Annotated in this window: 24 protein-coding genes; 10 read left to right on the top strand and 14 right to left on the bottom strand. The window is 50.9% G+C overall.

Features of this window, described 5'->3' with window-relative positions; all coding sequences use genetic code 11:
- The first annotated feature begins 12 nt into the window (after positions 1–12).
- Complete coding sequence (locus tag JNJ77_15315; protein MBL8823955.1) at positions 13–3,579, top strand: protein kinase; 3,567 nt, start codon at positions 13–15, stop codon at positions 3,577–3,579.
- 84 nt (positions 3,580–3,663) lie between these two features.
- Positions 3,664–4,860: a pyridoxal phosphate-dependent aminotransferase gene (locus tag JNJ77_15310; GenBank protein ID MBL8823954.1), complete on the top strand. Its 1,197-nt coding sequence runs from the start codon at positions 3,664–3,666 to the stop codon at positions 4,858–4,860.
- Between the two features lie 3 nt (positions 4,861–4,863).
- Here the strand turns inward: JNJ77_15310 and JNJ77_15305 are convergent, their stop codons facing one another.
- The 3 genes from JNJ77_15305 to pyrF are packed head-to-tail and all read right to left on the bottom strand — an operon-like array spanning position 4,864 to position 7,397.
- Positions 4,864–5,478, bottom strand: a complete 615-nt coding sequence (locus tag JNJ77_15305; protein MBL8823953.1) for a class I SAM-dependent methyltransferase — start codon at positions 5,476–5,478, stop codon at positions 4,864–4,866.
- Positions 5,475–6,470, bottom strand: a complete 996-nt coding sequence (locus tag JNJ77_15300) for an NAD-dependent epimerase/dehydratase family protein (GenBank protein MBL8823952.1) — start codon at positions 6,468–6,470, stop codon at positions 5,475–5,477. The genes JNJ77_15305 and JNJ77_15300 overlap by 4 nt, the downstream gene beginning before the upstream one ends.
- 48 nt (positions 6,471–6,518) lie before the next feature.
- Entirely contained in the window at positions 6,519–7,397 is an 879-nt protein-coding gene (gene pyrF, locus JNJ77_15295; protein MBL8823951.1) for an orotidine-5'-phosphate decarboxylase, read from the bottom strand.
- 234 nt (positions 7,398–7,631) lie between these two features.
- Here pyrF and JNJ77_15290 point away from each other — a divergent pair, with 234 nt between their 5' ends.
- Positions 7,632–8,432, top strand: a complete 801-nt coding sequence (locus JNJ77_15290) for a hypothetical protein (GenBank protein MBL8823950.1) — start codon at positions 7,632–7,634, stop codon at positions 8,430–8,432.
- A gap of 45 nt (positions 8,433–8,477) precedes the next feature.
- On the opposite strand, the gene JNJ77_15285 is transcribed toward JNJ77_15290, so the two are convergent.
- Positions 8,478–9,188, bottom strand: coding sequence for an HD domain-containing protein (locus JNJ77_15285; GenBank protein ID MBL8823949.1), 711 nt, complete (start codon positions 9,186–9,188; stop codon positions 8,478–8,480).
- Between the two features lie 161 nt (positions 9,189–9,349).
- On the bottom strand, positions 9,350–10,258 hold the full coding sequence (locus JNJ77_15280; GenBank protein ID MBL8823948.1) for a hypothetical protein: 909 nt from the start codon (positions 10,256–10,258) through the stop codon (positions 9,350–9,352).
- A 93-nt stretch (positions 10,259–10,351) separates the two neighbouring features.
- On the opposite strand from JNJ77_15280, the gene JNJ77_15275 reads away from it, so the two are divergent.
- The gene (locus tag JNJ77_15275) at positions 10,352–11,095 is read left to right on the top strand and encodes a DUF1080 domain-containing protein (GenBank protein MBL8823947.1); all 744 of its coding nucleotides are present in this window, start codon (positions 10,352–10,354) and stop codon (positions 11,093–11,095) included.
- On the opposite strand, the gene def is transcribed toward JNJ77_15275, so the two are convergent.
- A complete protein-coding gene (def, locus tag JNJ77_15270; GenBank protein MBL8823946.1) occupies positions 11,092–11,715 on the bottom strand; it encodes a peptide deformylase in 624 nt (207 codons plus the stop codon). The two genes, JNJ77_15275 and def, sit on opposite strands and share 4 nt — an antisense overlap.
- A 241-nt stretch (positions 11,716–11,956) precedes the next feature.
- Here def and JNJ77_15265 point away from each other — a divergent pair, with 241 nt between their 5' ends.
- Positions 11,957–13,396, top strand: coding sequence for a Gfo/Idh/MocA family oxidoreductase (locus tag JNJ77_15265; GenBank protein ID MBL8823945.1), 1,440 nt, complete (start codon positions 11,957–11,959; stop codon positions 13,394–13,396).
- A gap of 55 nt (positions 13,397–13,451) precedes the next feature.
- Here the strand turns inward: JNJ77_15265 and argF are convergent, their stop codons facing one another.
- From argF to argB, 3 genes are read right to left on the bottom strand one after another with little or no spacing between them, the layout of a single operon-like run.
- Positions 13,452–14,378, bottom strand: coding sequence for an ornithine carbamoyltransferase (gene argF / locus JNJ77_15260; GenBank protein MBL8823944.1), 927 nt, complete (start codon positions 14,376–14,378; stop codon positions 13,452–13,454).
- Positions 14,379–14,384: 6 nt separating this feature from the next.
- Entirely contained in the window at positions 14,385–15,590 is a 1,206-nt protein-coding gene (locus JNJ77_15255) for an aspartate aminotransferase family protein (GenBank protein MBL8823943.1), read from the bottom strand.
- Positions 15,591–15,622: 32 nt separating this feature from the next.
- A complete protein-coding gene (gene argB / locus JNJ77_15250) occupies positions 15,623–16,498 on the bottom strand; it encodes an acetylglutamate kinase (GenBank protein ID MBL8823942.1) in 876 nt (291 codons plus the stop codon).
- Between the two features lie 125 nt (positions 16,499–16,623).
- Between argB and rsmH the strand changes: the two genes are divergently transcribed.
- Positions 16,624–17,508, top strand: a complete 885-nt coding sequence (gene rsmH / locus JNJ77_15245) for a 16S rRNA (cytosine(1402)-N(4))-methyltransferase RsmH (protein ID MBL8823941.1) — start codon at positions 16,624–16,626, stop codon at positions 17,506–17,508.
- 118 nt (positions 17,509–17,626) lie between these two features.
- On the top strand, positions 17,627–18,148 hold the full coding sequence (locus tag JNJ77_15240; protein MBL8823940.1) for an ORF6N domain-containing protein: 522 nt from the start codon (positions 17,627–17,629) through the stop codon (positions 18,146–18,148).
- On the opposite strand, the gene JNJ77_15235 is transcribed toward JNJ77_15240, so the two are convergent.
- The 3 genes from JNJ77_15235 to JNJ77_15225 all read right to left on the bottom strand — a co-directional run bounded on the left by JNJ77_15235 (position 18,145) and on the right by JNJ77_15225 (position 20,406).
- Positions 18,145–18,465, bottom strand: coding sequence for a type II toxin-antitoxin system RelE/ParE family toxin (locus tag JNJ77_15235; protein MBL8823939.1), 321 nt, complete (start codon positions 18,463–18,465; stop codon positions 18,145–18,147). The genes JNJ77_15240 and JNJ77_15235 overlap by 4 nt on opposite strands.
- On the bottom strand, positions 18,462–18,743 hold the full coding sequence (locus tag JNJ77_15230; protein MBL8823938.1) for a hypothetical protein: 282 nt from the start codon (positions 18,741–18,743) through the stop codon (positions 18,462–18,464). Before JNJ77_15230 ends, JNJ77_15235 begins: the two co-directional genes overlap by 4 nt.
- A 553-nt stretch (positions 18,744–19,296) precedes the next feature.
- A complete protein-coding gene (locus JNJ77_15225) occupies positions 19,297–20,406 on the bottom strand; it encodes a tagatose 1,6-diphosphate aldolase (GenBank protein ID MBL8823937.1) in 1,110 nt (369 codons plus the stop codon).
- A gap of 155 nt (positions 20,407–20,561) precedes the next feature.
- Between JNJ77_15225 and JNJ77_15220 the strand changes: the two genes are divergently transcribed.
- The 3 genes from JNJ77_15220 to JNJ77_15210 all read left to right on the top strand — a co-directional run bounded on the left by JNJ77_15220 (position 20,562) and on the right by JNJ77_15210 (position 23,098).
- Positions 20,562–21,359: a carbon-nitrogen hydrolase family protein gene (locus JNJ77_15220; GenBank protein MBL8823936.1), complete on the top strand. Its 798-nt coding sequence runs from the start codon at positions 20,562–20,564 to the stop codon at positions 21,357–21,359.
- Positions 21,360–21,478: 119 nt separating this feature from the next.
- Positions 21,479–22,228: an SDR family oxidoreductase gene (locus JNJ77_15215; protein ID MBL8823935.1), complete on the top strand. Its 750-nt coding sequence runs from the start codon at positions 21,479–21,481 to the stop codon at positions 22,226–22,228.
- Between the two features lie 174 nt (positions 22,229–22,402).
- On the top strand, positions 22,403–23,098 hold the full coding sequence (locus tag JNJ77_15210) for a hypothetical protein (GenBank protein MBL8823934.1): 696 nt from the start codon (positions 22,403–22,405) through the stop codon (positions 23,096–23,098).
- A 695-nt stretch (positions 23,099–23,793) separates the two neighbouring features.
- Here JNJ77_15210 and JNJ77_15205 read toward each other — a convergent pair.
- Together JNJ77_15205 and JNJ77_15200 are read right to left on the bottom strand one after the other, a co-directional pair.
- Positions 23,794–24,816, bottom strand: coding sequence for a proline iminopeptidase-family hydrolase (locus JNJ77_15205; protein ID MBL8823933.1), 1,023 nt, complete (start codon positions 24,814–24,816; stop codon positions 23,794–23,796).
- Positions 24,789–26,783 carry an acetylxylan esterase gene (locus JNJ77_15200; protein ID MBL8823932.1) on the bottom strand — a complete coding sequence of 665 codons (1,995 nt, stop codon included), beginning with the start codon at positions 26,781–26,783 and terminating at the stop codon, positions 24,789–24,791. The genes JNJ77_15205 and JNJ77_15200 overlap by 28 nt, the downstream gene beginning before the upstream one ends.
- Positions 26,784–26,919 lie beyond the last annotated feature (136 nt).

Raw genomic sequence — 26,919 nt, 5'->3', positions numbered from 1 at the left:
CTATCTTTATGCATGCCCACCTCGGTACTGAATCCGGTTGAGCCTGAGCGCACTCCCAGTCAAGATCATGGGCCCGATACGTTGCGCAATGATTCCATTGTCGCATTGACGCCACAGTTGCCTGATATTCTGGGCTATGAAGTGCTCCAGGAACTGGGTCGCGGCGGCATGGGTATTGTCTTCAAGGCCCGTGATGTTCGGCTGAAGCGGCTGGTAGCCATCAAGATGCTTCTTGATCCGGAGTTTGCCAGCCCGGAACAGCGGATGCGGTTCCGCATTGAAGCGGAAGCAGTCGCCCAGTTGCGTCATCCCCATATTGTGCAGGTGTATGAACTGGGAGAAATGCCCGGCATCCGGGGCGGAATTCCTCATCCCTATATGGTGCTGGAGTATGTCGAAGGGCCGACACTCTTTCGCTACATACGCGAACATAAGTTCACAGAAAATGAAGCTGCTCAACTGATGATCACCCTGGCCCGGGCGATTCAGCATGCCCATGACCATGGGTTGATCCATCGAGATCTGAAGCCTTCGAACATTTTGCTGAGTCATGAAGCACCTGCACCCTCATCGGATTCGCATGTTGCAAGCCGCTTGGTGGCATCGACAGCTTTCAATCCCAAGATTACCGATTTTGGTCTGGTGAAGGCGATTTCGTTTGATGGGGAGGCTAGCCGGGATCTCACTGCACCTGAGTTTCTGGTGGGCACGCCACAATACATGGCACCGGAACTGGCTGATCCCACTTACCGTGCCCCGCATTGTTCCATCGATGTTTATTCACTCGGCGTCATCTTTTATGAGTTGTTGACTGAGCACCTGCCTTTCGAAGCGGCCGATGTGTTGAAGATGCTGGTGGAAGCACAGACCCTGGAGCCGCCTTCACCTCGAAAGTACAAGCCACAACTCAACAAAGACCTCGAGACTATTTGCCTGAAATGTCTGGAGAAGGATCCGCAGCGGCGTTATCACTCAGCGGCAGCACTGGCGGATGATCTTACGCGATTTCTCAATCATGAGCCAATCCAGGCCAGACCCCTTACTGAGTGGCAGCGGTTCCGGAAATGGATGAAACGGCACCCGGCTATTGCAGCATTGGCCGGGTTACTTTTGACAGTCATCACTGTTGCCTTGATAGTGATTGGTTTTTTCTGGTACCAGGCGGAGCAGGATCGCTATCTCGCGGAAGCCCATTCGTTACAAGCTGGATTGGCGCGCGACCAGGCCCGAATTGCTGAGAAGGTCGCACGGGATGAAGCTGGGAAGGCGCTGTCAGCAGAGCATATTGCCCGTGAATCGGAACAGCGTGCCAGACTTTCCCTTTATTACAGCAAAGTAGCTCAGGCTGATCTGCTGCTTCGCCAGGGGCAGTTGCAGCGTGCAGAACATCTGCTTGATCAGAGCTGGCCTGCGGAGGGTGAGCGTGATCCACGCAGTTGGGAATTCTATTATCTCAAGCGTTTGTGCAGGCCGATGGAGCAGGTAATCCGGCATGCACAGGATTATGTACAGCGCATCCATTTTCTGCCTGATCAGCAGGGTATGCTGGTGTGTGAAGGCGCTGAATTTTATGGTGATTACGGGCCAAAGCAGTTTCCCGGCAGGCTATACCTGTATTTTCCGCAGAAGGGTGAAAAACTCTGGAAACATCGGCTGGTGTATAGCAGTCGATTGCCATTGCGAGACGTGCATCTGGCATGCCAGGGGCGATATGCCCTGGTCATGGATCAGGAAAACAATTTTACCGTGCTCGATCTGGCTGAACTGAAAGGTGATGCAAAGCTGAAAGGTTTTGCCATGCCTGCGGGCAAATTCTACAAACTGGCATTGCCAGCCGGGTTGGCCATTTACTGGCAGCATGATGTGATTCCCAAAACGGTTCAGTTGTTTAATGTGGCTAATAAACAGACAGTTCGATCCATTGAATTTCCTGAACCGTGTAAGCATCTGGAGTTCAGTGCGGATGGTAGGCGCATTTTGTTTGTAACCCAGGATAATAAGGCAGGTATCTGGGATATCGAACAGAACAAAAGTCTTTGGATCAAATCTTTTTCATTTCGTGACTGGCGATTAGCCATATCTGCCGATGGCAACCAGCTTGCGGTGTGTTGTTATCAAAGTGGAGAATTGTTCTGGTTGAACTCACAAGATGGCAGCTTGCTGAAACATACACGCATTCATCGTCCCACGCATCTGATGTTTACTCCCGATGTAAAGCAGTTGTGCGTATCCTCCGATCATCAGGCTGGACAGGATATTCTGATGTGGTCTGCCGTGGAGAAAGATGCAGCACCGCTGGTGTTGCGGGGGCACCAGGGTTTCATCACTTCGATCGTGTTTAACGCTTCCTGTACCACTCTGGCGTCAACCGGTATGGATGGCTCGGTCAGAGTCTGGAACATCCAGCAGGATTCACCACGGGCTGGTGATTGCATTCGGGAATACCGTGGACACAAGGGATCGGTACGGACTTCATCGTTTGATCCTGACAGTTCACTGCTGGCCAGCGGAGGCATTGATGCCAATGTGATTCTCTGGGATGTAGACCGGAATCTGTTTCAGGACAAATACAACATCGATGCAGGTTGTGGAGGCGAATGGATTTCGGATTGCCGTTTTATCGAGAACACTCCATTCATGGCGGTTTTTGAGCATCGTTCACAACAGTTGCTGCACCTTGATCTGCAGACCAGGAAAGTAGTGAAGAGAATGCACCTGCCAGGTGTGATGGGGGAATTCCGGGCTCCTCGTCAGGATGTTCGCTTTACATCGGATGGACGAAGGTTGGCTTGTGTTGATGCCACCGGGCATCATGTGTTGCTGTTTGATTCATTGTCAGGACAACAGATCTGGAAATCTCCGACGCTGCCTTACTATGCGTTCCGATTAAGCTTCAGTGGTGATGACAAGAGATTGCTGATGGCAGGGCATTTCATGCAGCCTGCCAGCAATCCGCCCAAGCCTGTTCCATTTAAGTGCGAATACCAGGTCTGGAGCATGGATAGTTTTGAACTGGTGCATCGGGAAGAGATGCCCTTCTTTTCTACTGCTTTCTGCATGAACCAGGATGGCACCCAGATTGCAGCTATCCTGCGCAGTGCAGACCGTAAACAGTGGTTGAGATTGATTGATCTCGCAGATCGTGGTGCCTATCGTTACACGAAAGTCTTCGATCTGGAACGCTGTGTCTGCCTGGTATTCAGCCCGGATGGCAAATGGATGGCTGGTTGCAATTTTGTGCCTGATAAGAATGTGCTGACCATCCGCGATGCCAAGACCGGGGAAGAGAAGCACAGGGTATTTGCCGGTTACGAATCAACGGAACTAGCCTTCACACCTGATTCCCAGCGCGTGCTGGTGGCTGGGTACGATAGCAACATTGTCTTTTTCGACACCATTTTGGGGCACGAGATTTTTACGCTCAAGCATCACGGGAGTCCAAGGCAGAACGACTACGCCATCAACCCCCGCATTGTTTTTAACAAATCAGGCACGCGGCTGGCGATCAACAGTTGGGACGCCGGCCTTTCGGTCTGGCATGCCTATTTGCCTCAGAAGAAGACTGAAACAGGCAAGTAACGTTCGACTATTGCTTCCATTCTCCTGACTACTGTCTCCTGACTTCTGGCTTCTACAATAACTCTTCCTGTTGGAGTTGATTGAATGCCCTTAGCTGTTTCAGAACGTGGCATGCAGATGCCTGCTTCGCCTATTCGTAAGTTGGCGCCCTATGCTGATGCTGCCAAGAAGATGGGCGTGCATGTTTATCATCTGAACATCGGTCAGCCTGATCTGGAAACACCACCTGCGCTGCGGGATAAACTGTTGCAACTCAAAGACAAGGTTTATGCTTATTCACCTTCAGCAGGTACGCCGGAGTATGTTGCAACCATTCAGCAGTATTATCGCAAGCTCGGCATCGAATTGAAGACTTCGGAAATACTCGCTACGACTGGTGGCAGCGAAGCCATTCTCTTTGCCATGTATGCATGCTGCAATGTCGGCGATGAAATCATGGTGGTTGAGCCTTTCTACACCAACTATCGATCCTTCGCCATGATGGCGGGTGTCACCCTGAAGCCTTTGTTGAGCAAAGGTGAAGATGGTTTCCATCTTCCGCCTCGCAGCGAATGGGAAAAGGTAGTTACACCCAAAACCCGAATGGTCATTCTGTGTAATCCCAGCAATCCAACCGGTACGGTTTATCGGATGGATGAATTGCAGATGGTCGCCCAGTTCTGTAAGGACCATAACCTGTTTCTGCTGGCAGATGAAGTATATCGTGAGTTTGTATACGACGGTAACCAGGCGATCAGTACGCTGACGCTGCCTGGTTTCGAAGAACATGTCATCGTGGTGGATAGTCTTTCCAAACGGTACAGCGCCTGTGGTATCCGCCTGGGTTGCCTGGTGACACGGAACAAGCCGATTTATGATGCCTGCATGCGGATGGCACAAGGGCGTTTATCGCCGCCTGGGCTGGCTCAGTTCATAGCTCGCGGTGCAGTAGAGCTGGGGCCTGAATACTTCCAGGGCATTGCTCAGGAATATCAGAAACGGCGTGACATTCTGTTCCGGGGTCTTTCAGAGATTCCCGGTGTGTTTCTGCGTAAGCCCGAAGGCGCGTTCTACTTCGTTGCCAGGCTGCCAGTGAAAGACAGCGACGCCTTTGCCACTTGGCTATTGTCTGATTTTCAGTTAGATGGTGCCACCGTGATGGTTGCCCCTGCCAATGGCTTCTATGCCACTCCTGGCCTGGGCAACAACGAGGTGCGTATTGCTTATGTATTGAAGGAAGAAGATCTACGTGCTTCGGTGAAAATCCTGGCTGCAGCGCTCAAAGCATATCCGGATAAATAGTTTTCAGACTCGTTTGATCGTAGCCAGCCAGGCTTTCGCTGATCCGTGAAACTGTGCCTGTGTCTGGTAGATGGCTGGTTCAATTGATTCAACCTGCCATCCTCGCTGGAATGAGTCACGAATTTCTTGCTGTGTCATCCGTCGGGGGCCGTCAGTGCCTGGTTGATGTTCGCTGAAACAGATCACATACAGCTTCGCACCAGGCTTCAGTGAACGATGGATATTCTCGCTGTACCGCAGTCGATCCTTATCATTGAACACATGGAACACCCCGGCATCAATGGCGACATCGAACGGTTCAGACCATTCCGGTAACTGCAAGGCACTCGCAACCAGGAAATTAACAGGCAATGGTCGATTTCCCAGCCTGGCTTTGGCCTGTTCGATGGCTGCAGAAACCAGGTCAAAAGCGGTCACGTTGCAACCTCGCTCTGCCAGGTAGATGGCATTGCAGCCTGTGCCACAACCAATATCCAGCACATGTCCGGTGAGTTTTCCTGCTTCAGCCAGCTTGATGATTTCAGGCTGCGGAGTATCGATCTCCCAAGCCGGCTTGCCTTGATAGACCTGGTTGAAGAATTCCACACTGAGGGATGGCGACGTGGAGCCCTGGCTCATCGCTTCTGATCCTCAAGAATCCAGCGAACTGCTTCGGGCATTCCCTGGGCAAACTTTACTTCGGGTTTATATCCGAGTTCTTTTTTGATTTTGTTGCAACTGTAGCCAAGGTTCAGGCCGAGGAATTTGATGCGTCCCTGGGTAAGCAATGGCGCCTGCTTGGCTTTCCGCATCCGGGCGATGCTTTCAATTACCTTGGCAAGAGTTTTAGTAACAGCCAATGGAACATGTTTCGTGGGTCTGGGTAAACCCGCTGTATCAGCCACGGTTTCCATGAACATCTTTTTGGTGACGACTTCATCATCGGTGAGGTTATAGATTTGGCCTACAGCTTCAGGCTTTTCGATAGCGAGGAAGACTGCCTGGATGATGTTCTTCACGTGGATGGTGTTCATTTGCTGTTGGCCGGAGCCGAGGTAACGCACTTTGCCTTGCCTGAGGTTATCGATCAGTTTGGGAAGCACAGTGCGGTCGCGAGTGCCGTAGACAAAGCCTGGCCGAAGGATAACGGTTGGGACTTGCGACGCTTTATAGAAGCCAGTGACAACAGCTTCCGCTTCCATTTTGGTCTGTGTGTAGCCATCGATATGTCGGGCGGGCGGAGGAGTGGTTTCATCGGTGTCGAAATGATCGCGAGCTTCATAAACGCCGAGTGAACTGATGTGAACGAAGCGGTCGATTTTGCGTTTCTTGGCTTCTTCCAGTAGCAGCACAGTTGCCTGCACATTCACTTCGCGAAAATCTTCCACAGGCCCCCAGTCGCCTACTTTCGCTGCGGAATGGATGACGACATTGACGCCTTCCATCGCCTGGCGGATGGCTGCTGGATCGGTGATATCGCCTTGTACAACTTGACAGCCAAACTGCTGAGGCCAGCGTAAATCACTGGTGGAACGGGCGATGGTCACCGTGGGAATGCCACGCTGCTGACAGGCTTCCGCCAGATGGCTGCCGACAAACCCGGTGGCGCCGGTGATGAGATACTTAGGCATTTCAATCCTTCAAAGATTCGTGACAGGATTGTTGTATGATCTTGCAGCTCACCGTAGTCCTGCTACTTTTCCTAATTCTTCTGCACTCTTCTTTGCAGCCGTTTCAATTTTTTGTTCCCATTGAGCGTCGTCGGGTTTGAATGGGAACATGATGCCGCGCGAACTGTTGATGACTGCTCCCATGCCGTTCGTCTGAAATGCACCCTGGCAATCAGCAGCTGATCCACCTTGTGCCCCATAACCTGGTACCAGGAAAGGAGCCTGTGGCATGATTGTGCGAAGATGAGACAGCTCTGCAGGCGAAGTGGCTCCCACCACTGCCCCTACATCACCATAGCCACTCGTTCCAAGGTGCTCATTGCTCCAGTCATTAACGGCACGGGCTACCACTTCATGGACCTTGCCTTGATCAGTCATCAGATCCTGAAACTGTCCCGCGCCAGGATTGCTGGTTCGCACCAGTACATACAACCCGGCATGATGCTTTCTAGCTTCGGTAATAAAAGGCTCCATTGCATCGCGGCCCAGATACGGGTTGACCGTCAGTGCATCTGCTTTCAGCAGGTCAAATGCAGCCTCGGCATAGGCGGTTGCGGTGGATGCAATGTCATTACGCTTGGCATCAAGAATGACCAGGAGGCCTAGTTGGTGTGCCTTGGAAATGATGTGTTCCATTGCCCGGTGGCCGGCAGAGCCGAGTATTTCGAAGAATGCAGACTGTGGTTTTACGATGGCTGTGTAGGGCTGCACGATTTCAAGAACACGACTACAGAATTGTTCATAAGCCTGTGCACGACCTTCGATATCACGCTGATGCAGACTGGTAATGGAGAGGGGCAGACTCTCCCAACGCGGATCGAGCCCGACGCACAAGGGCGTCCTTTTCTGGTGAATTCCGGCATGCAGGCGGTTCGCGAAATGGTGCATCTTGACCCATGTTCTAGTGTGTTCAGTACTATTCTTACTGCAATTGGTGCGAAATAACGATACTTTTCGATATTCTCAAGATTTCTGATATTTCTTGTAAATCTTCTAAATACCCTTCTCAGTCAATCGAATCACTCTTTAACCAAGCCGAACGTTATCACCGAATCATTCAGAGGTCGAAACGTTCCAACCGTACACGTGGGGATCCCCCCTCTAGACAGAAGGATGCCACAGATGTTCAAGAAATTGCTGATTCTTTCGGGGATGCTGGTCGTTGTCGGCTGGGCGTTCGGTTCGAACGCAGGCCGGGAACTGATGAGCTATGTGAAGACGGGCTGGAAAGAAGTCCGACAGGCCACTCAGAAAGTGGTTCCACTCGATTTTGAGATCAAGCGGGCTGAAGACCTGCTCCAGAACCTGGATAAGACGGATGATCGTCTGATCACCACACTCGCCAGCCACATGTCAGCCGTTCGAAGTTGCGAACGCGACGTGGAAACCATGACCGCCAATCTCGATTCCCGTAAAGCTGAACTGCAGGCCCGCACCGAAGAAGTGCGTAATATCCAGGTCAGCAAAACAACCACCAGCCGCGATATGGCAACTTTACAGCTGGAACGGGATTTCAAGCAGTTCAAGATTGCAGAAGCTGCACTCAAGAACAAGCAGGGTATGCTGGAACAGATGCAGGCCCGCATCAAGTCGATGCAGGATCAGCGCGAAGCTCTCAAGGGGCAGCGTTCAGAACTGGTTACCCGCGTCAGCAAGCTCAAGACCGATCTCGATTACCTCAAGGTAGCTCAGCTCAAGGCCAAGCATGCAGGCGAAGATTTCCAGGTACCTGAAATCGCTCAACTGCGTGAACTGGTCGATAGCCTGGAAAACCGTATCGAAACCAGTCTGATTGAACACCAATTGCGTGAAGATATCAAATCAAACGACAAGGCAGTCACCAAGCCTGCTGCCAGCAGCAACATCATGAATGATATCGACAGCTACTTCCATCAGAACAAAGTGGCTGCTGACAAGAAGTAATATCTTCTGGAACCTTTGCAGCACCCCGGGAGAAATCTTGGGGTGTTATGCTTTGAGGGCCTTGGTTTCTGGGAGTGTTTCCAGCGACGAGCGGATGAATTTACTGAATGGTATCACCAGGTCAGGATCAAGCTGGCCTGTTGTCTGCACTTCCAGTACTTCCAGTGCTTCCAGTGGCGTGAGTGAAAATCGGCGATAAGGCCGAACGTGAGTCAATGCATCGTAGACATCAGCCACACTGATGATTCGTGCGATCAGTGGTATCTGTCTGCCTTGTAATTGATCAGGATAGCCAGTGCCATCCATTCTTTCATGATGATGACGAATGCCCGCCAGCACTTGTGGATGCGGCATTAGTGGGTGAACCAGCCGTTCACCCACTTCAGAATGCATGCGAACGATACAGAACTCTTCTTCGGTGAGTTGAACTTCCTTATTCAGGATATCTTCGCTGATTGCCATCTTGCCTACATCGTGCAGCAGAGCAGAGAGTTTAAGCATCTGCAGTTCATGGATGGACAAGCATAGTTTGATTCCCAGATCAATCGCATATTGCTGAACTCGTTCGCAGTGCCGCCAGGTTTCGGGATCGCGTTTCCGAAAAGCCTGCAGCAGATTGGTCAGGGCCTGCCAGCGGCGTGTTTGTAGCGCACGCCAGATGCCGTGACGCTGGGCAGTGGTATAGGGCGACAAGCGGTAAAAATCATCAAACGAAATGTCCTCGTGTGGACAATCGACGCGTGCCACGATTTGCATGGGCTGCTCAAATCTTTATTATTGTTGTGCTACAAGGCTGCCGGGAATTACCCGGCGATGATCTTACGTTAGCAATTGGCGCTGTGGCGACTCAAGCTGTCCATGAGAAAAAGAGTAGAATCCAGTGCTGGTGATGTGAAACTGTGCGCGGGGGGCAAGGTCTACTTGGAGCGGGGTTCCGGTTGTTTCCACAAGCTGTTCTTCCAGTTAATCTGTAAGGCTTCCAGCTTGATACCCTGTTCTTCAAGTGCTGAATAGAGATTGCCTCCGCGGAATGATAATTCATCGAGTAGCAGGAACCATTTTTCCTGAAACTGGGGGGATTGGGCCAGACATTCCACCATACTGGCCTGCATAGGCAGCAAAGTTTCTGCAGGTATCGCACTGTTATCTTCCTGCAGCAGGTCGCGGACATGCACCTTGGCAGCCCAATAGGGCACTTTGCCACGTTCTGTTGCAAATGCTTTAGCATCGAACCGGTACGCCAGCGTGCGACCGAATGCGGTAGCAAACCAGTTGGGGATGGTTTCATGGCGCCTGGTCATGGTGGCGGCGCCTGCGAGTTCAACCGCCCGTATGGTAGCTCGCTGCTGAGTCTGGGTAGTGGATGCATCAAGGAGAATCAACGTTTTTCCTTTTTCATGGATGGCTACTCCTTTTTCATCCTGCTGCGGCCTGCTTTGCTTTAATTTGGAAAACAGTTCGTTGAATTCCTGACGTTCCCGGCAGGCAAGCACCATCAGTTTGCCTTCCCATTGCACGGGCCGATCAGACATGGGTTGATTGTCACGCTCTACTGGCTTCTTATCGTACCCCACCGATTTTTGAGCATAGACTACGGCACGCTCGGCAGCTTTGCCGATGGTTTCCAGTAGTTTTGGCTCCGCTGTGCCTGCGGTAAAAACGTGCTCCGTTTCATGGGTCGACAACTTGCCAGTTTGTTTACGAACAGTGTTTTTCCACAATGCCTGAACATATTCTGAAGACTCATCCCACATGCCATGAACTGGCACCTCAGTTATCGAAAGAACAGAGCAGAAAATAACCAGGAACAGTATGAAGGAATACATGAAGCCAACTCTATTCACCAGGAAGAAGTAATCCATGGTTGCAGAATAGCATTCTACAGGGTAGGCTGCAATCAGCAGATTCAAGGAGAAGACATGTATTCTCTTCGCCCAGTTAGACAGATCATCGTTGGTTTACTGACCCTGGTGTGGTGTGTTCCCCTCTGGGGGCAGGCTGAAAACCGTGACACAAAAACTACCGTATTATGGCCTACCCAGAATTTCCTCGGGTGGAACAAATATTCGCCTGACAAGCAGGTTAATGTTCATGATCTGTTCACTATGGATCCTGTGGAAAAGTATCTCATCATCAAAGGTACTTCACCCGGTTATCTGGTGACGGAAAAAATGTTTTCCAGTTATGAACTCAGCCTGGAATGGAGATGGGCAGTAGACCGGAATACGACCCCGGCAAAATCCGAGAAGGAACCGGTCTACCATAGTGGAGTCTTGCTGCACATCAATACCGAAGCAGATTCCATCTGGCCTAAATCGATTCAGCTGAGATTGAACGAAGGACGGGCAGGGGATGTTGCACTGCTGAATGGATTCAAGCTGAGCATTCATCCCGATTATAAAGATGATAAACAGAAAGATGTATTTCTTCGTCGAATGGACGGAGTTGATCAGCCGATGGGCGATTGGAATACGACGACCATCACCTGCCATGGAAAATTTGTTTCCGTCAAAATGAATAATGAACTGGTCATGGTTGGGCGAGATTCAGAATTCACAAGAGGCAGAATTGCCCTGCAATCCGAAGCTGGCGAGATACACTTCCGTAATATCAAAGTACGACAACTGGAAGGCAGACCTGTTGATCCGGAAAAGGATAATTAGAGTACAGGTTTGTGCTCAGAGTTTGCTGGTTTCGCTCCTTCTGCAAACTGCTCCTCCAGTTGTCTGAGTCGGCGTAACATTTCTTTTTTAGAAGGCAGTTCGCCCCGTTCCTGCTGTTTCAGAAAATCCTTTTCAAACTGAGAGATCATGCCCCGGCTAGCTAGCTTGCTGATCGTATTGAAATAATCAATGAACAATTTGCCATGCAGGTGATCAGCTTCATGTTGCACAATGCGAGCTGGCAAGTCTTCGAAAATCATGTCGATTTTCCCCCCCTCGGGATCATAGGCTTCTAAACGGATTTTCTTGGCCCTGCGGACATTCTGGTACAGTTCCGGAAAACTGAGGCAGCCTTCTTCCCGTTCTTCGCTGCCTTCCCGCATACTAATTACCGGGTTGATGATCACTCGTTCTTCTTCTTTCTGCTCCTTCTCACCCGAAGGGTTCATGAAGAATATCTGCAGTGGTACAGCGATTTGTGGAGCAGCAAGCCCCAGACCCTCGTGCTGGTAGGTTAAATCACGCAGGGCATCGATCACCTTGCGGACTTCTGCGTCAATCGTAGTAACGGGTTTGGCCTGGTAGCGTAGAGCAGGATGCGGAAAACGAACGATCTTCACCAGCGGTTCCTTGAAACAAGTTGTTTTGGAATTATTGTATCAACGTGAAAAAATGGCAGGAGAGAATAGTAGATGTCAGACAATTGAATCTTCGAATTTTCTTCTGGCAAAATGCCATGTTACTGTTTAGTGTTAGGTGGTTCGAATCCCACCTTGGATGTCCTGATCTAGTCTTGCCGGCATTTGCTGAAACAGGCTGCAGACAGGACCGTGAACTGTAATTCATCAGGAGACTGTCTGCATGTCCTCTTCAACCCGACGCGATTTTCTATTTACCAGTGCAGCAGCAAGTGCTGGATTCTGGGTCGCAGGCACAGCTCAAGCGAATCTTCATCCTCGTTCACCGAATGAGAAGCTGCGTTTTGCAGGTATTGGTGTCGGTGGCAAAGGTCACAGTGACATACTCCATGCTGGACAGTTTGGTGATGTGGTAGCGATCTGCGATATCGATGATGAACGTTGCAACAAGGCTTATCAGGACTTGAACAAGGGTGATAAGCACAACCCCAAAAAGTACTTCGACTTCCGCAAGATGCTCGAAGAGCAGGGCAAGAACATTGATGCCGTGGTAGTGAGCACCCCGGATCATACCCATTCCGTCGCTGCAGTGATGGCCATGAAAATGGGTAAACATGTGTATTGTCAAAAGCCTCTGACGCACACAGTTCACGAAGCCCGCAAAATGCGTGAACTGGCCAGTGAAATGAAGGTAACTACCCAGATGGGCAACCAGGGCACTGCGGAAAACGGTTTGCGACGTGCTGTGGAACTCATTCAGGGCGGCGTGCTGGGACAGATCAAGGAAATCCATGTCTGGACGAATCGCCCGGTCTGGCCCCAGGCACCCGAAATCGTTTCGCGTCCCGCGACCAAGCCTGTTCCACCCCATGTACATTGGGATGAATTCCTCGGACCGGCTCCGTTCCGCGATTATCATTCCAGCCTGCATCCCTTTGCCTGGCGCGGGTTTTGGGATTTTGGAACTGGTGCATTGGGCGATATGGCATGTCACACGGCCAACATGGCATTCATGGCATGTAAACTCGGCTATCCAACAGCAGTATCAGCAGTCAGCGGGCCTTTGAATTCCGAAACATATCCCGCTTGGGCTTCCGCCATGTATGAGTTCCCTGCTCGAGGCGATATGGAGCCATGCAAGCTCTACTGGTATGAAGGGCGTGTTCTGTTGCCTGATGGTCGCAAGGCATCTCTGGTACAGCCTCCTACCGATTTGCTCAGCAAGTGTTTGAAGTACAACAAAGACACTCGCATGATTGAAAAACTCTCTGACAGTGGCAGCATTATCGTCGGCGAAAAAGGAATACTCTTTTCACCCAATGATTACGGTGCCCAGTATAGGCTCTACCCGGAAAAGGATTTCCCTGTCGAAGAGCAGGAGAAATTACAATCCGGGAAATCAGGCCCAGCTATCACCATGGCTCGCAATGGCTCAGGCGATTACGGTATGAAGAAGGAATGGGTGGAAGGCATTCGAGGCGGTGCCCGCCCCTTCTCCAATTTCGATTATGCTGCACTGTTCACGGAAACTATGCTGCTGGGCAATGTTGCCATGCGTGTAGGCAAACGAATCGAATGGGATGGCCCAAACATGCGGGTTACCAATTGCTCGGAAGCTCAACTGTTCATTCAGCCTGAATACCGCAAGGGTTGGACACTCTAAGCTGAGTTGAGATTAATTGAAGAACCGATGCCCCAGGTTTTTTTCTGGGGCAGTTTTATTTGACTGGCAATAGATCCGGTATCAGCAGCCATAACAACAATGCTTTCTGCAGGTGAAGACGATTGGCAGCCTGGGTGAAGACAATACTTTGATCAGAATCGACAGCATCAGCTGCTATTTCTTCACCTCGGTGGGCAGGCAGGCAGTGCATTACCACAGCATGCTTCGGGGCGTTCTTGAGCAAGCCAGCATTTACCTGAAATCCCTGGAACTGCTGTTTTCGTTCCAGGGCTTCCTGCTCCTGCCCCATGCTGGTCCAGACATCGGTATAGACCACATCTGCACCCTGCATGGCCTGGATGGGATCGTGAAGAATTTCACATGGTAACTTCGGGAACTTTTGCTGATAGGTTTTGACAAACGGTTCATCAAAAACATAACTTGCTGGACACACCAGACGGAACTTCCAGTTCAAATAAGCACATGCCACTGCGAGAGATCGTGCGACATTGTTTCCATCACCAACGAAGACGACAGTGCGCTGATCCATTGATCGGAAGTGTTCCGAAATGGTAAAGACATCAGCCAGGGCCTGGCATGGGTGATAGTAGTCTGACAGTCCATTGATGACGGGGCACTCAGCGTAACGGGCAAACCCCTCCACCGTGGCATGATGAAAAGTTCGCACCACCAGTGCATCCACATAGGAAGTCATCACGCGGGCATAGTCGGAAAGAGGTTCCCTCGTACCCAGTCCAGCATCAGCTCCACTCAGAAAGATGCTGGTGCCTCCGAGTTGTCCCATGGCAGCCTGGAAGCTGACTCGCGTTCGCAACGATGGTTTTTCAAACACCAGCCCCAGGCAATGGCCTGCCAATGGCAGAAACTCTGCCCGTGTCTGGGATTTCAATGCTGCTGTAGCGGTCAGCAGTCGTTTTACTTCTTCCTTTGAAACGTCCAGCAGATCGAGAAAATGTCGCATGACGGATTAACCCTGCTTGCTGAGTGATTGCAGAACGTCTTCCAGAATCTGGCAGCCTTCTTCCAACTGCTTGTCGTGCAGGTTGAGTGCCGGCAGCAGCCGAATGACGTTGCCTTGGGTGCAGTTGACCAGAAGGTGGCGATCCAGGCATTGCTGCACCACCGTTGTTCCCTCACGGTCGAGTTCAATGCCGATCATGCATCCCAGAATACGTACATCGCGGATAAGAGAACACTTTTTCTGCAGGCGAGAGAATCGCTCCTTGAAGTGTGAGCCAATGGTGATTGCTCGCTGAAGAAGTTGCTCTTGCTCGATAGTTTCGATGTAGGCTAGTGCCGCACGGGCTGCTACCGGGTTGCCTCCAAAGGTGCATGCATGCATACCGGGCTTGAGTGTGGCCCCAACTTCCGCACGTGCTACCACGGCACCCATCGCCATGCCACCAGCCAGGCTCTTGGCAAGTGTCATGACATCAGGTGTGACACCAAAGTTCTGATAGCCAAACCATTGTCCAGTACGTCCCATGCCAGCCTGTACTTCATCAAACATCAACAGCAGGTTGTGCTGATCGGCCACTTTACGCAAACCTGACAAATAGTCTTGAGGCGGAATTCGGATTCCACCTTCGCCTTGTATGGGTTCAACGAGGATAGCAGAGGTTTCAGCATCAATGGCATTCTTCACTGCATCGAGATTGCCGAAGGGCACAAAAGTGAACCCAGGCAGCATGGGTTGAAAGCTTTGATGATACTTGGGCTGTGCCGTGGCCGAGACGGCTCCCATGGTTCTGCCGTGAAAACCGCCTTCCATGGTGATGATTTTGTATCGCTTACCTTGGCCATGCAGGCGAGCCAGTTTGATGGCGGTTTCGTTGGCTTCTGCACCGCTATTGCAGAAGAAGCATTGTCCGCCAAATCCACTGCGTTCGGATAATTCTTTGGCTAACAGTCCTTGAGCTTCCATGTACCAGGTGTTCGGAACATGGATGAGTTCTGCAACCTGTTCCTGAACAGCCTTCACGATCCTTGACGGAGAATGCCCCAGTAAGTTGCAGCCCCAGCCTGGGAAAAAGTCGATGTAACGCTTGCCTTCAGCATCCCAGATCAGCGAACCTTCCCCACGCACCAGCGAAACGGGATAGCGGTTGTAGTTGGCTACCACATACTTCTGAAACAAGGCGATAGTCTCAGCTGTACTGAGATGTTTCTTCATCTTTTCTTCTCCCGGCTTGCAGCAATCTGCGACTAGAGAACAATTTCAGTTCCGACGCCCACATCGGTATAGATTTCCAGCAGCAGCGAATGCCTGAGCCTTCCATCGATAATGTGGGTTTTCTTGACGCCGGCACGCAATGCATCAAGGCATGCTTCCACCTTGGGCAGCATGCCTGCGTCTATGATTTTAGTATTTACCAGTTCCTCAATACCCGCTCGATCAAGATGCGTGATAAGTGTTTCAGCATCATGGCGATTACGCAGGATGCCTGGGGTATCAGTCATAAGCACAAATTTTTCTGCTTGCAGATGCAACGCTACCGCCGACGCTGCAGTGTCAGCATTGATGTTCAGCCACTGGCCTGCCTCATCATATGCCAGTGATGGGATGACCGGCACACGATCTGCTTTACAGATATTGGTGATGAGATCACAGTTGACTCCGGTGACAGTGCCGACTCGTCCCAGGTCAATAGGGGCGCCGGATTCATCTGCCATGGCGAGTTTGCGGCCATTAAGAACCTGTAAGCCACCGGTATGTAGTGAAACGGCATGACCGCCCAGTTCGCGAATCTGGTTCACCAGGCCGGCATTGATTTCATTCAGCAGAGTATCAACAACAATTTTCAGTGTGGCATCATCGGTATAACGTCGACCTGCAACTTTGGTGGGTACCAGGCCGGCGTTCTTCATCGCACGGTCAATGGCCTTCCCACCGCCATGCACCAGTACGGGTCGCATGCCCACCGTTTCCATGAACACGACATCTTGAAGCGTGGCAGTAACTGCTTCGGGGTCTTCCATAGCGGAACCACCCAGCTTGATCACCGTGATTTTGTCACGAAAACTGCGGATGTAGTTCATCGCTTCAATCAGAACACTCGCTTTGCGTATCGCACTTTCCATCGTGGGTAGAAACACTCCTCTCCATTCAGAAGAACATGATTATAAGCGAAGACAACCATGTGACGATGGGAAAATTTGAAAAGTCATCGCTAGCCAACCACTTCACCCCGTAGATTGACAGGACGATGGAAGAAACTGTTCACATACCTGTGTTATCCCGGCAGGTACTGGAGTTGCTGGACCCACAGCCTGGCCAGATTGTGGTGGATGCTACACTCGGCGGGGCCGGGCATGCCTGTCTGCTTGCTGAGAAAATTGGTTCAACTGGACGACTCATTGGCCTGGATCGTGATGCCAGTGCCATTCCTCGGGCCTTGAAAAAGTTGGAACTGATCGCAAACAAGCCGAGGCTCGATCTGGTGCATGCCAACTTTGATCGATTAAGGCAGACGTTGGATGAACTGCAGATTGATCGAGTGGATGCAGTGCTCGCTGACCTGGGTTTTTCCTCTGACCAGATGGACAGTGCGGAACGTGGATTGAGCTTTCAGCGTGTAGGGCCACTCGACATGCGGCTCGATTCCTCGGAAGATCAGACTGCTGCGGACATCATCGCCAGTTGGACGGAACGTGATCTGGCAGACCTGTTCTATCATCTCGGCGAAGAACGCCATAGCCGACGAGTAGCGAGGAAGATTGTGGCGGTTCGCGACGAGACACCGATTACTACGACAACGCAGTTGGCTGATCTGGTGCGTTCCTGTGTGCCTCGTTTCAAGGGTGGAATTGATCCAGCCACCCGCGTGTTCCAGGCATTGCGAATTGGCGTGAACGACGAACTGGGTGCATTGAAACGGCTACTGGCAGCGCTCCCTGGATGTTTGAGACACGGCGGCAAAGCAGCGATCATCAGCTTTCATTCGCTGGAAGACCGTATCGTGAAATGGGCTTTTCGCGAATCTACAACTTGGGAGATTTTGACAAAGAAGCCTGTCGAGGCAAGCGCGGAAGAAGAGGCAGCTAACCCCCGCTCAAGAAGTGCCAAGCTGAGGGTAGCGAAATTAGTTTGAGGAAAATACGAAAACTATAAGGTCGCAAAAGGCGACCTTATAGATCGGATTTGATGTCGCAAATTGCGACTTCAAGTTTTATCAGCTATGCTGTGACAGAAATCATCGTGGAGTTAAAATGGCTTCCTTAGTCAGTATTCCAACCGAAACAATTGAGCACTCCATCCTGCTGATTCGTGGCCATAAAGTGATGCTGGATGAGGATTTAGCGCTGCTATTTGGCGTGCCGACCAAAGTTTTCAATCAGTCAGTTAAACGTAATATTGAGCGTTTCCCAGACGACTTTATGTTTCAGTTAACAGCTGAAGAAAATGAAAACTTGAGGTCACAATTTGTGACCTCAAGTTCGCGGCATGGTGGTCGTCGTAGTTTGCCCTACGCCTTCACCGAACAAGGCGTAGCCATGCTGTCGAGTGTGCTGAATAGTCCGCGTGCTATTGAGGTCAACATTGCGATCATGCGGGCCTTTGTCAGGTTGCGGGAACTATTGCTCTCCAACAAAGACCTGGCCCGCAAGCTGGAACAGATGGAAAAGAAATACGATGCAAAATTCAAAGTAGTGTTTGATGCCATCAGGCAACTGATGGAACCACCGCCCCAACCGGTCAAGAAGGGGCGGATCGGGTTTGTGCAGGATTAGAGTATTGGACGATTGATAGGTCGTTGTCGCGGTCCGCGAATTCGAAGGATGAGTACTCCTTCATGCTCGATGGTATAAAGCATGCCATAAGTTCGCCCCATTCGAGTCTTAAACAGTTTCTCTCGTACTTTAAGTTGCGCCAACAATGGTTCACTGGCAAATGGCGGAGAATGTGGATTATCGCTAACCCATTCAATTGCAAGATTCAATGCCACAAACCAGCGTTGACTGCCTGAAATGGATCGCTTTCTCAGCCACTTTAGAATTTTAACGATATCGCTCTGTGCTTTCTGATGAATAGCAATGGGCAACTTCATGATGGTTTTCTTGGATTGTGAAGTCCAAATTCTCGACTGATCCGTTCCATCACTTCATCGACCGGTGTGCCTCGGTGGCCAGCATCGCGCTCGGCTATCGCTTCCAGAACTGCTTGCTCATCATCAAGCCCATCATTTAATTCGTGTTCATCATCACGAGGATGTTCCTCTCGCCAGGCATCCAATACATCTTCAGGCAACAAACCTGCTCTGCCTTGTGCCAGCAGGGTGGACACAAAATCATGAAATCGCGTGAGTTCTGTAGCAGAAGTATTCATGTTATTCCTCGCTACACCATACTACCCTTGGCCCAGGGGCGAGGGTAGTCGAATTGATAAAACACTCGGCAACTCATGGAACCACCGCCCAAACCGGTCAAGAAAGGGCGGATTGGGTTTGTGCAGGATTAGGCCGGTTTACTAGCGCTGCAATGGATGCAAGTACGTCGGCCCCAGAAAAAGCCATGCCACAAAGTAGTATTCTTAACGAAGAATGGTTTTGAGCAATCAGGACATTTACAAACATACAACAGGGTGTTTGTGCTGATGATGGCGATAGCCCAAGGAATGCCGATTATAAAGATACTTATATCTAATCCAAGCACTTGCTTGGAGATGAATCCCAGCACGATTGAGAGAAGAAGTATTCCGGGGATAGCACCAAAATAAAGGAACATGCTCAAACGTTGAAGGAACCGAATCCTTTCCCAAGCAGTTGATTTGCTAACTGCTGGTTCATTGGTTGACATGTAGTTGCTCGAATCAAACCAATACGATTTACTATGCCAGGATTTTCCCTCGTCCAAAACGGACGAGGGAATTGAAATCGAGCTTAGTACACTTCCCCGGCCTTCACCGCTGACTTGGCAACAGCATCTTCCAGTCCACCATAGCGGAAGTGCCAGCCTTCGCCAGCGCGGATGTTCTCGAAGCACTGAGCGGTCAGGCCATACCGGCTATACCAAGGCTTGCCTTGGCCCATCACAATTTCCTGAATCTGTTTCACACGGTTCGCGCCTTCGCTCCTGGCGAACTTCAGGCTTTCTTCCCGGTTCGGGAAGGTGAAGAATTCCTTCCAGAAAGCGCGGCCGCCGAGCACACCGCTGGCACCGGCTTTGACAGCCATCTCTACCTGCTTCTTGTAATCTGGGAAATCTACACCAGCGGAGAGAAGAACCCAAGGGGTCTTGCTGGCTTCGTTGAGAGCGTGCAGGTTTTCCTGCAGCTTGCTGTCAGACTCATGGCCCAGGGTTCCTGGGAACTCGGATTTGAAGACATCGCACATGCCACTAAGGATGCGGGCACCTTCGATGACTGCTCGTGCCTTGCGATCAAGATAAGTCTTGCTCTTTTTGTCTTCCTTTTGTCCGTTCTGCTTGAACGGGAAGCTGACTGGTTCCAGCAGAAGCAGGATGTCATTCGCTTTGCATTCGTTGTAAATCTTCTCAACGAAGGCAAACTGCTTTTCGGCACTGTCGAATTCATCCGGTTCAAACGGAGCGAGCAGTTTGACCGCATCAGCACCCAATCGCTTAATCTTGGCAACCGAAAGGCCCGGTTCCAGTTCGGTGATGGGGGCATCGACACTGTTCTTGGGGCCACCCGATTTTTCCACACGCACCAGCAAGCCGGAATTGCGACCGATAGCACCGGTGGCGATGAAATTGGCTACGCCATAGTAGGCATCAATCAAAACCGCTGAACCCTGGGCGCCGAAGCTGCGGCACAAATCAATCTTGGCTTCCACCACTTCTTCAAAAGTAGGCTCGCGATCCTGTCCCTTCTTCTTGAGGGCATCCTTCATCATGTTGATCATGGAGGAATTCTGATCGAGTGCCACCATGGTCAGTGTGCCATTCGGATGGCTGATGCGTTGCAAGCCACGAAGTTTGCCCGGCGTCAGCCCCAGGCCAAATAGACGGGTAATGGATGTGTAAGACATGGATAGCTCCAGAAACAGGTCGCCAGTATCGGGCTGGCTGATTAGTCATTGTTGAGAGAGATATGTCAACATCTTAGGTTTTTTGCGGAAGTTGTGCAGTATTGACTCTCCGGGCAATATCCTGACTATTTCCAGGCAGTTACGTCGTGAATTCCATGAAAATCGCCCTCGGTTCCCCTCGCATTGCGACATCTATAGGCGATGGGCTGGAGAAGATCAGCCGCCTGATGCAGCAGGCAGCAAAGCAGCAGGCGGAGATCATCTGTTTTCCGGAAGCTTACCTGCCTGGGCTGCGTGGTTTGGATTTCGATGTTCCCGACTTCAGCCAGCAGGATCATGACAGAGCGTTGAACGATGTCGCCGATTTATCCCGACGATTTCATCTGGCCAGCATCGTTTGCATGGAACGACCGACGCCTCAAGGTTCGCAGATTGCTGCTTATGTGCATGATCAACAAGGCAAACTGTTAGGCTGGCAGACCAAGAACCAGCTCGATCCCAGCGAAGATCAAAACTACATCCCCGGCAACACCAGGCGACTGTTTGAAATCAATGGTCTAAAGTTCGGCATCGCCATCTGCCATGAAGGCTGGCGATATCCAGAGACGGTACGCTGGGCCGCAGTCCGCGGGGCACATATCGTTTTTCATCCGCAGCACACTGGCACCGAACAAGTGGGCAGATTGCTAACCCAGTGGGGTGCGGTCGATAACCCCTATTACGAAAAAGCCATGATGATGCGGAGCAGGGAGAACACTATTTACTTTGCTAGCGTGAACTATTCCTTGCGATACCAGGAAGCTGCCACCAGCCTGATTGCACCCAGTGGCGAGTGTCAGGCTTATTTGCCTTACGGCGAAGAGGGTGTTCTGGTGGAGGACATCGATATTGCCTTGGCCACGGGATTGTTGGCGAAGCGGTTCGCGCCAGAGCGGTATCAAGAGGCTGGGTGATTTGACTAGTGGAATATGGCTTGACATGATACTTACAACATCGTGGTTACGCATCACTTGGAATCATGGAGGAAGTACTGTTCATGTCATCCAATAACAGAAATCGTTTCGCAGATCGCATGGCAATTATAACAGGTGCTGGTTCGGGTATTGGACAAGGTGTTGCAAGACATTTGGCACTCGAAGGTGCCAAGGTTATCTGTGCAGACATTCATGAAGCGAATGCCCAGGCGACGGCAGTTGCTGCGGGACCTTCGGCTTTTGCACATCGCCTGGATGTTACAGATGAAACGAGTTGGTCTGCCCTCTTAGATTATGTCATGCGGGATTTTGGCAGGCTGGATATCCTGGTGAACAGTGCAGGGGTATCAGCAGGAGCACCGATTGATGCAATGTCACTGGCAGATTGGCGGCGCGTGATGTCAATCAATCTCGATGGCGCCTTTCTGGGAACCAAGCTGGCAATCCAGATGATGAAAGCGTCGGGTGGCAGCATTGTTCATGTCTCTTCCGCATCGGGGATTAAGGCTGCAGGTGGTGCAGCAGCCTACTCTGCCAGCAAGGCTGCCTTGTGCATGCTGACCAGAGTAGCAGCCAAGGAGTGTCGCGATCAAAGCTGGGCGATACGTGTTAACGCCGTTTGTCCCGCAGGAGTCAAAACACCAATGTGGACATCGATGCCATTTTTCAACGATATTGTCCAGCAGATGGGCTCGGAAGAGGCAGCATATTCAAAATTAGCAGCAGACATGGGCGGCAAGTTTGCAGAGGTGGCAGATGTAGTAGCAGCCATCCTGTTCCTCTGCTCAGATGAATCGACGTTTATCACGGGGACGGATTTGCTGGTAGATGGTGGTTATGTGCTGTAGGCAGAGTCTGCAGGAAATCGATATGGCTTTGACCTCGGGCTTATTGGCGAAACTGTTTGTGCCGGAGCGGTATGAGGAGCATAGGTAAGTGCAATTTGGTTGACTAGCTGATATGACCTTTTGAGAATAACTGCTGATTATAAGTTAAGAGCAAGCTGATTGGGGGTAAATATTGTGTTGCTATTTCCAGCCGGTATTGACGCTAAAATCAATGCCAGCACACCTTGTATTCGCACTCCCCTGGGTAGTTTAAGTATGACGGTTCATACTTCCAATGGCAACGTACTCGATGACAAAGGCGTAGCTGTTCGAGTACTACCGAGCGGTGCTTTTGTCTACTCGTCTAAGAATAAACATGTTGAGGTTGAAATTCTCCAGGTAGTGTTGCCTTTGCCGGAGCCTCGCTTTGGTGTGGTAGATGGGTACGAAGCATTTGTCATAAGAGTGCGAGCTTTAGAATCTATCGACAATCTATCTATCGCTTGCAGATGGACGCAGTTGCCTGTAGATGCCACCAATGGCCCAGAATCTGGTGAATGTTTAGATGCGCAGACATGGGAGACATCTTCTACTCGCGTAACAATCGGTACCCAGGATGGAGAAACTCTAGCAGGGCGTGCAAAGCGCGGTGAAAGACTGCCAGCACACCTACAGACTGTCTTTGGACTAGATACGGTGATATATCTCGCGGATGGACTGTCTGTCCCCATTCCAAACTTGAATCAGGGTGAATTGTGCCAAATACATTTCATCGTCGCGTGGGCACCCCAACGTATTAATAATGATGTTGCAACATGGCTTGCGGTAGACCGGGAACCTGAGTTTATTCTCGAACAAGCTGGTTGTGCAGATCATCTAATATTCAAGTAGAAGTGGTATGAGTTCTGGTCGGATTACCGAAACGGTGATACCCACATGTGGTTAAGATTCTTAGCTAGTTCTGCTTCGATAACGAAGCGAGCTAACAACTGCAAAAATCAGGATTGAGAATGGTATCATCCAAGATATCATCGAGACGATCCACATGTATTGCGGAGTTCCGTCGATATCCCTCAATAGGATCACCATCATCGGAAACACGCAAAGAAACGCCATATAAGTAAGGACAATAGCGACAAGCAGCCAACAATAGGCAAACCCATAGATAAATGTCTGTGCGAAATTGTCGGCCGAGCGGCTGAGGCAAGATATGAGTACGCCAACCATAGGCCACCATAACCAGAAAATGACCATCATCAAATAGCAGTCTGGGCGGTGCCCGAACATATCGAAGAACATGGACGATAGCCCTGAGAGTCTCCCGTATTTTCCGGATTGGTATACGTGGCGAAGTTCCCAAACGGCTACTTGAAAAGCGGTCGAAAGGAAGAACAAGACAATCGCCGAACCAATGACCAGGAATATTGCATGTCCCCGAAAGTCAGATGCTTTTGACGTCGACATAGTATTGCAACCACAGTATGTTTGTCTGCTGTCCATGCTCGCGGCATCGCAAATCGGTGTCAAGAAATCTTCGTTTGTTCGAGCAAGAAACCCAACCCAAGCTGGTGCATTTTCAAGTTGAGCTACGGTTTGCCATTAGTATCCACATCCTTGACGAACTTAATCACGCCTGCAAACCACGTTTTCTGATCATCGTACATCGCCATGTGGCTACCTTTAGGACAGTGGAGATATCGGCCGTTCTTTACCTGGGTGGACATCCACTTCATGTGCTCCGGGTCCATCGTGTCGTGTTGTGCTCCGATCGTAAGCGTAGGTACAGTAATTTTAGAAAGGTCAGCGGTGCGATCCCACTTCACGAGTTTACCACTAGCGCCGAGTTCACTGGGGCCTTGCATCAGCACATAAATCTTCTGGTTCAGATGTTTGAAGGTGCGGTTGACCGGATCGGGCCATTGTTCCGCGGGCAGTCGCAACACATGATGAACGTAATGATGCTGTATCAGCAGTTCCATGTAGCGAGGCTTCTCAAAATCTCCTTTTTCTTCCAGTTGTTTGATTTCAGCCAGGGCCTTCTGATCCATATTGGGCATCAACACTCTTTGTGCATAGTCGTTGTAGGCAGGTATGCTGGCCATCATGTTCGAGATGATCAGGCCTTTTAGATTCTGTTGGTACTTCAGTGCATATTCCATCGCCAGGATGCCGCCCCAGGAGTGGCCGAGAAGATAGAAGTTGCTCTTATCGAGTTTCAACGCCTGGCGTACCTGTTCCACTTCTTCCACAAAGCGTGCGGTATCCCACAACTCAGGTTTGTCAGGCTGATCGCTGTAATAGGAACCCAGTTGATCGTAGTAGTAATACTCGATGTTCTCGCCGGGGAAGTAACTGTCGCAGGCTTCGAAGTATTCATGGGTGCAACCCGGCCCGCCATGCAGCAGCAACACTTTGATGCGCGGGTTGTTGCCTACACGTTTGGTCCAGACTTTGAAGGTGCCTGTGGGAGTCTGAATGGGAATGAGCTTGATGCCGCCGGTGAGGATGTCGTCGCCGCTGCCTGGGGTGGATACAGCGAGCAGGCACGTTGTTGCCAATAGCAATAGGCCACATGCGGTTTTCACTGTTTTGCACTTCCACTTTGCCAGAACCCCTGATCGCGGAAATACTTCAATCCACCCGGCAGCAACATGGGGTGTTCAGGCGAATTCACTTTGCTGAAATCAATCTCATCAGTCTGCAAGGTGGCTTTACTTAATTTGTCACCAGCAAGGATGGCAGCGATGTTAGCCCACGGGCTGGCGCCACCTGCATCAATGAGCCAGACTTCCTTGACATCTTTGCGTTGCTTCAGATGGGCGATGACGCTGAGAAGATCATGGGCCCGTTGTGCAGGAATGCTGCGGTTATAACCGAGCCAGTAACCGAGGAAGGGAATATCCTTGTGGTATTTCTGAGGCACCATGGGCAGCGGCGTTGGCTTGCCGGGCAGGTGCCATTCGCCCGTCATGAAGACATCGGCACCGATTACCGCAGCGCCGCTATCGAGCAGAGCCTGCACTTTGTCGGTGTGAGTGCCATCCTCTTTGAACAGAGAGGCTTTGCCGTTAGCGGATGCCCAGACCACGGCGACGCCTGATTGTTTTGCCTTGTCAGGAACGATCGCTACCATTGGGATTTCATCCTCGGTGCCTTTTCGCGACTGGGTGCCTTTCCAGATGGAATAGCCTTCACGCTGGTCGAATCCGAGTTGCTTGGCAATCGTCGTTCCGGGTGCAGGGTAACTCGTCTGGCAAATAGCAGAGAGGGCAGTGTATTGCAATTGACGGTATTCTTTCGCGTCTCTTGTTTTAACTGCTTTTAACTGTGCTTCGCTGGCCGCGGTCATCGTTTCCTGCAAACGATCTGCGGGTAACCAGTCTTTCGGCCTCGGATGTTCCGTATCAAATACGCTGAGTTCTTTGGGATTCACAGGCTCAAAAGGTTTTTCCTTGAGCGAACCCGTGTGGCCCAGTTTCAGATGTTCATTGAACCAGGCATAGATTATTTCCCGGCTCACCTGGTTGTAGTTGTGAGGGAAGGAATAGTATTTTGCATTCACCTTGTCAGCAGCATCATACAGGCCGTAAATCTTTTTGAGTTCAGGCAAACCGCGGGTTTCAATGTCTTTGGTCCAATCATCGGCGCCGGTCATGGCTTGTGGCTTGGGTGCGAAGAGGGCAGCGATTTCAACATTGTTGGTGCCTACCCGAAGCAGCGAGGCATTTTCGCAGATGCAACCGCCCTGCATGTTGGCTGAGACCATGACTGCAGGGAACGAGACAGTGGGCCTGGGATCAAGTGCACAGAGCAGGAAGGTTTGCGTGCCTCCGCCACTGGCCCCGGTGACGCCGATCCTGCTGTTGTCTACATCAGGCAATTCGCAGACGAAATCGAGGGCGCGAATGCTGTTCCAGGTTTGCAGTCCTAGAAAGCTTTGCAGTCGCAACTCAGCCTGCAATGCATTAAAACCCACACGATGCGGAATGGGTTGTGTCGTATCGGCGTAGCCTACCATATCGTAATGGAAGACAATGCAACCTAGCCTGCAGATGCCGACCGCAGCGGCTTGCAGGGGATAACGAGCGCCGCTTTCCCGTTCTTCACCCTTGGAAGCCAGATCGCGTTTGACCGTGGCATCTGATTCGCGGGTGAACCGGCCTTCAGCAAAATGGCCATGCGGGTTTAGTACCACCGGCAGTTTGCCTGACACCTTCTTGGGCCGATACAGGTTGCCACAGACATAATGTCCCGGCAGGCTGGCAAAGTAGACTTTTTCGATGGTGTAATCGCCCTTGTCAATCTTGCCATGAACTACAGCATTGAGAGGTGTCTTCTCTGGCATGGGGTACAGGCCAAGCGAAACGAGCAGTTGTGTCTTGAGTGTTGCGGCACGCTTCTCCCAGGCTTCTTTAGAAGAGTAGTCAGCAGCGAACTGGAAAGGGCGATCCAGGTGATAGGGCTTCAGTCTGCCATCTGCAGGCAATCGAGGGGGAGAGAAAACCTGTCCTGGTGGGTCAGCAGCCAGCAGCAGACTTGGGATTAGAAGGCTAAGCAAAGCACAAACATGGCACATAACGACATCCAGGCAGGAATTACCAAGGCAAGAGTTGTAGCATCTTCGATGTGTGAACCAAATGCAAGCAAATTGCATCTACCTTGTGAGACTGCAACAAGCCATATACTAAACAGCATGGAAATGAGATGACAGC

It is taken from the genome of Planctomycetia bacterium, from assembly GCA_016795155.1.
Lineage (GTDB): Bacteria > Planctomycetota > Planctomycetia > Gemmatales > HRBIN36 > JAEUIE01.
The sequence above is the reverse complement of the archived record's forward strand: the minus strand, read 5'-3'. Positions and strand labels throughout refer to the sequence as shown.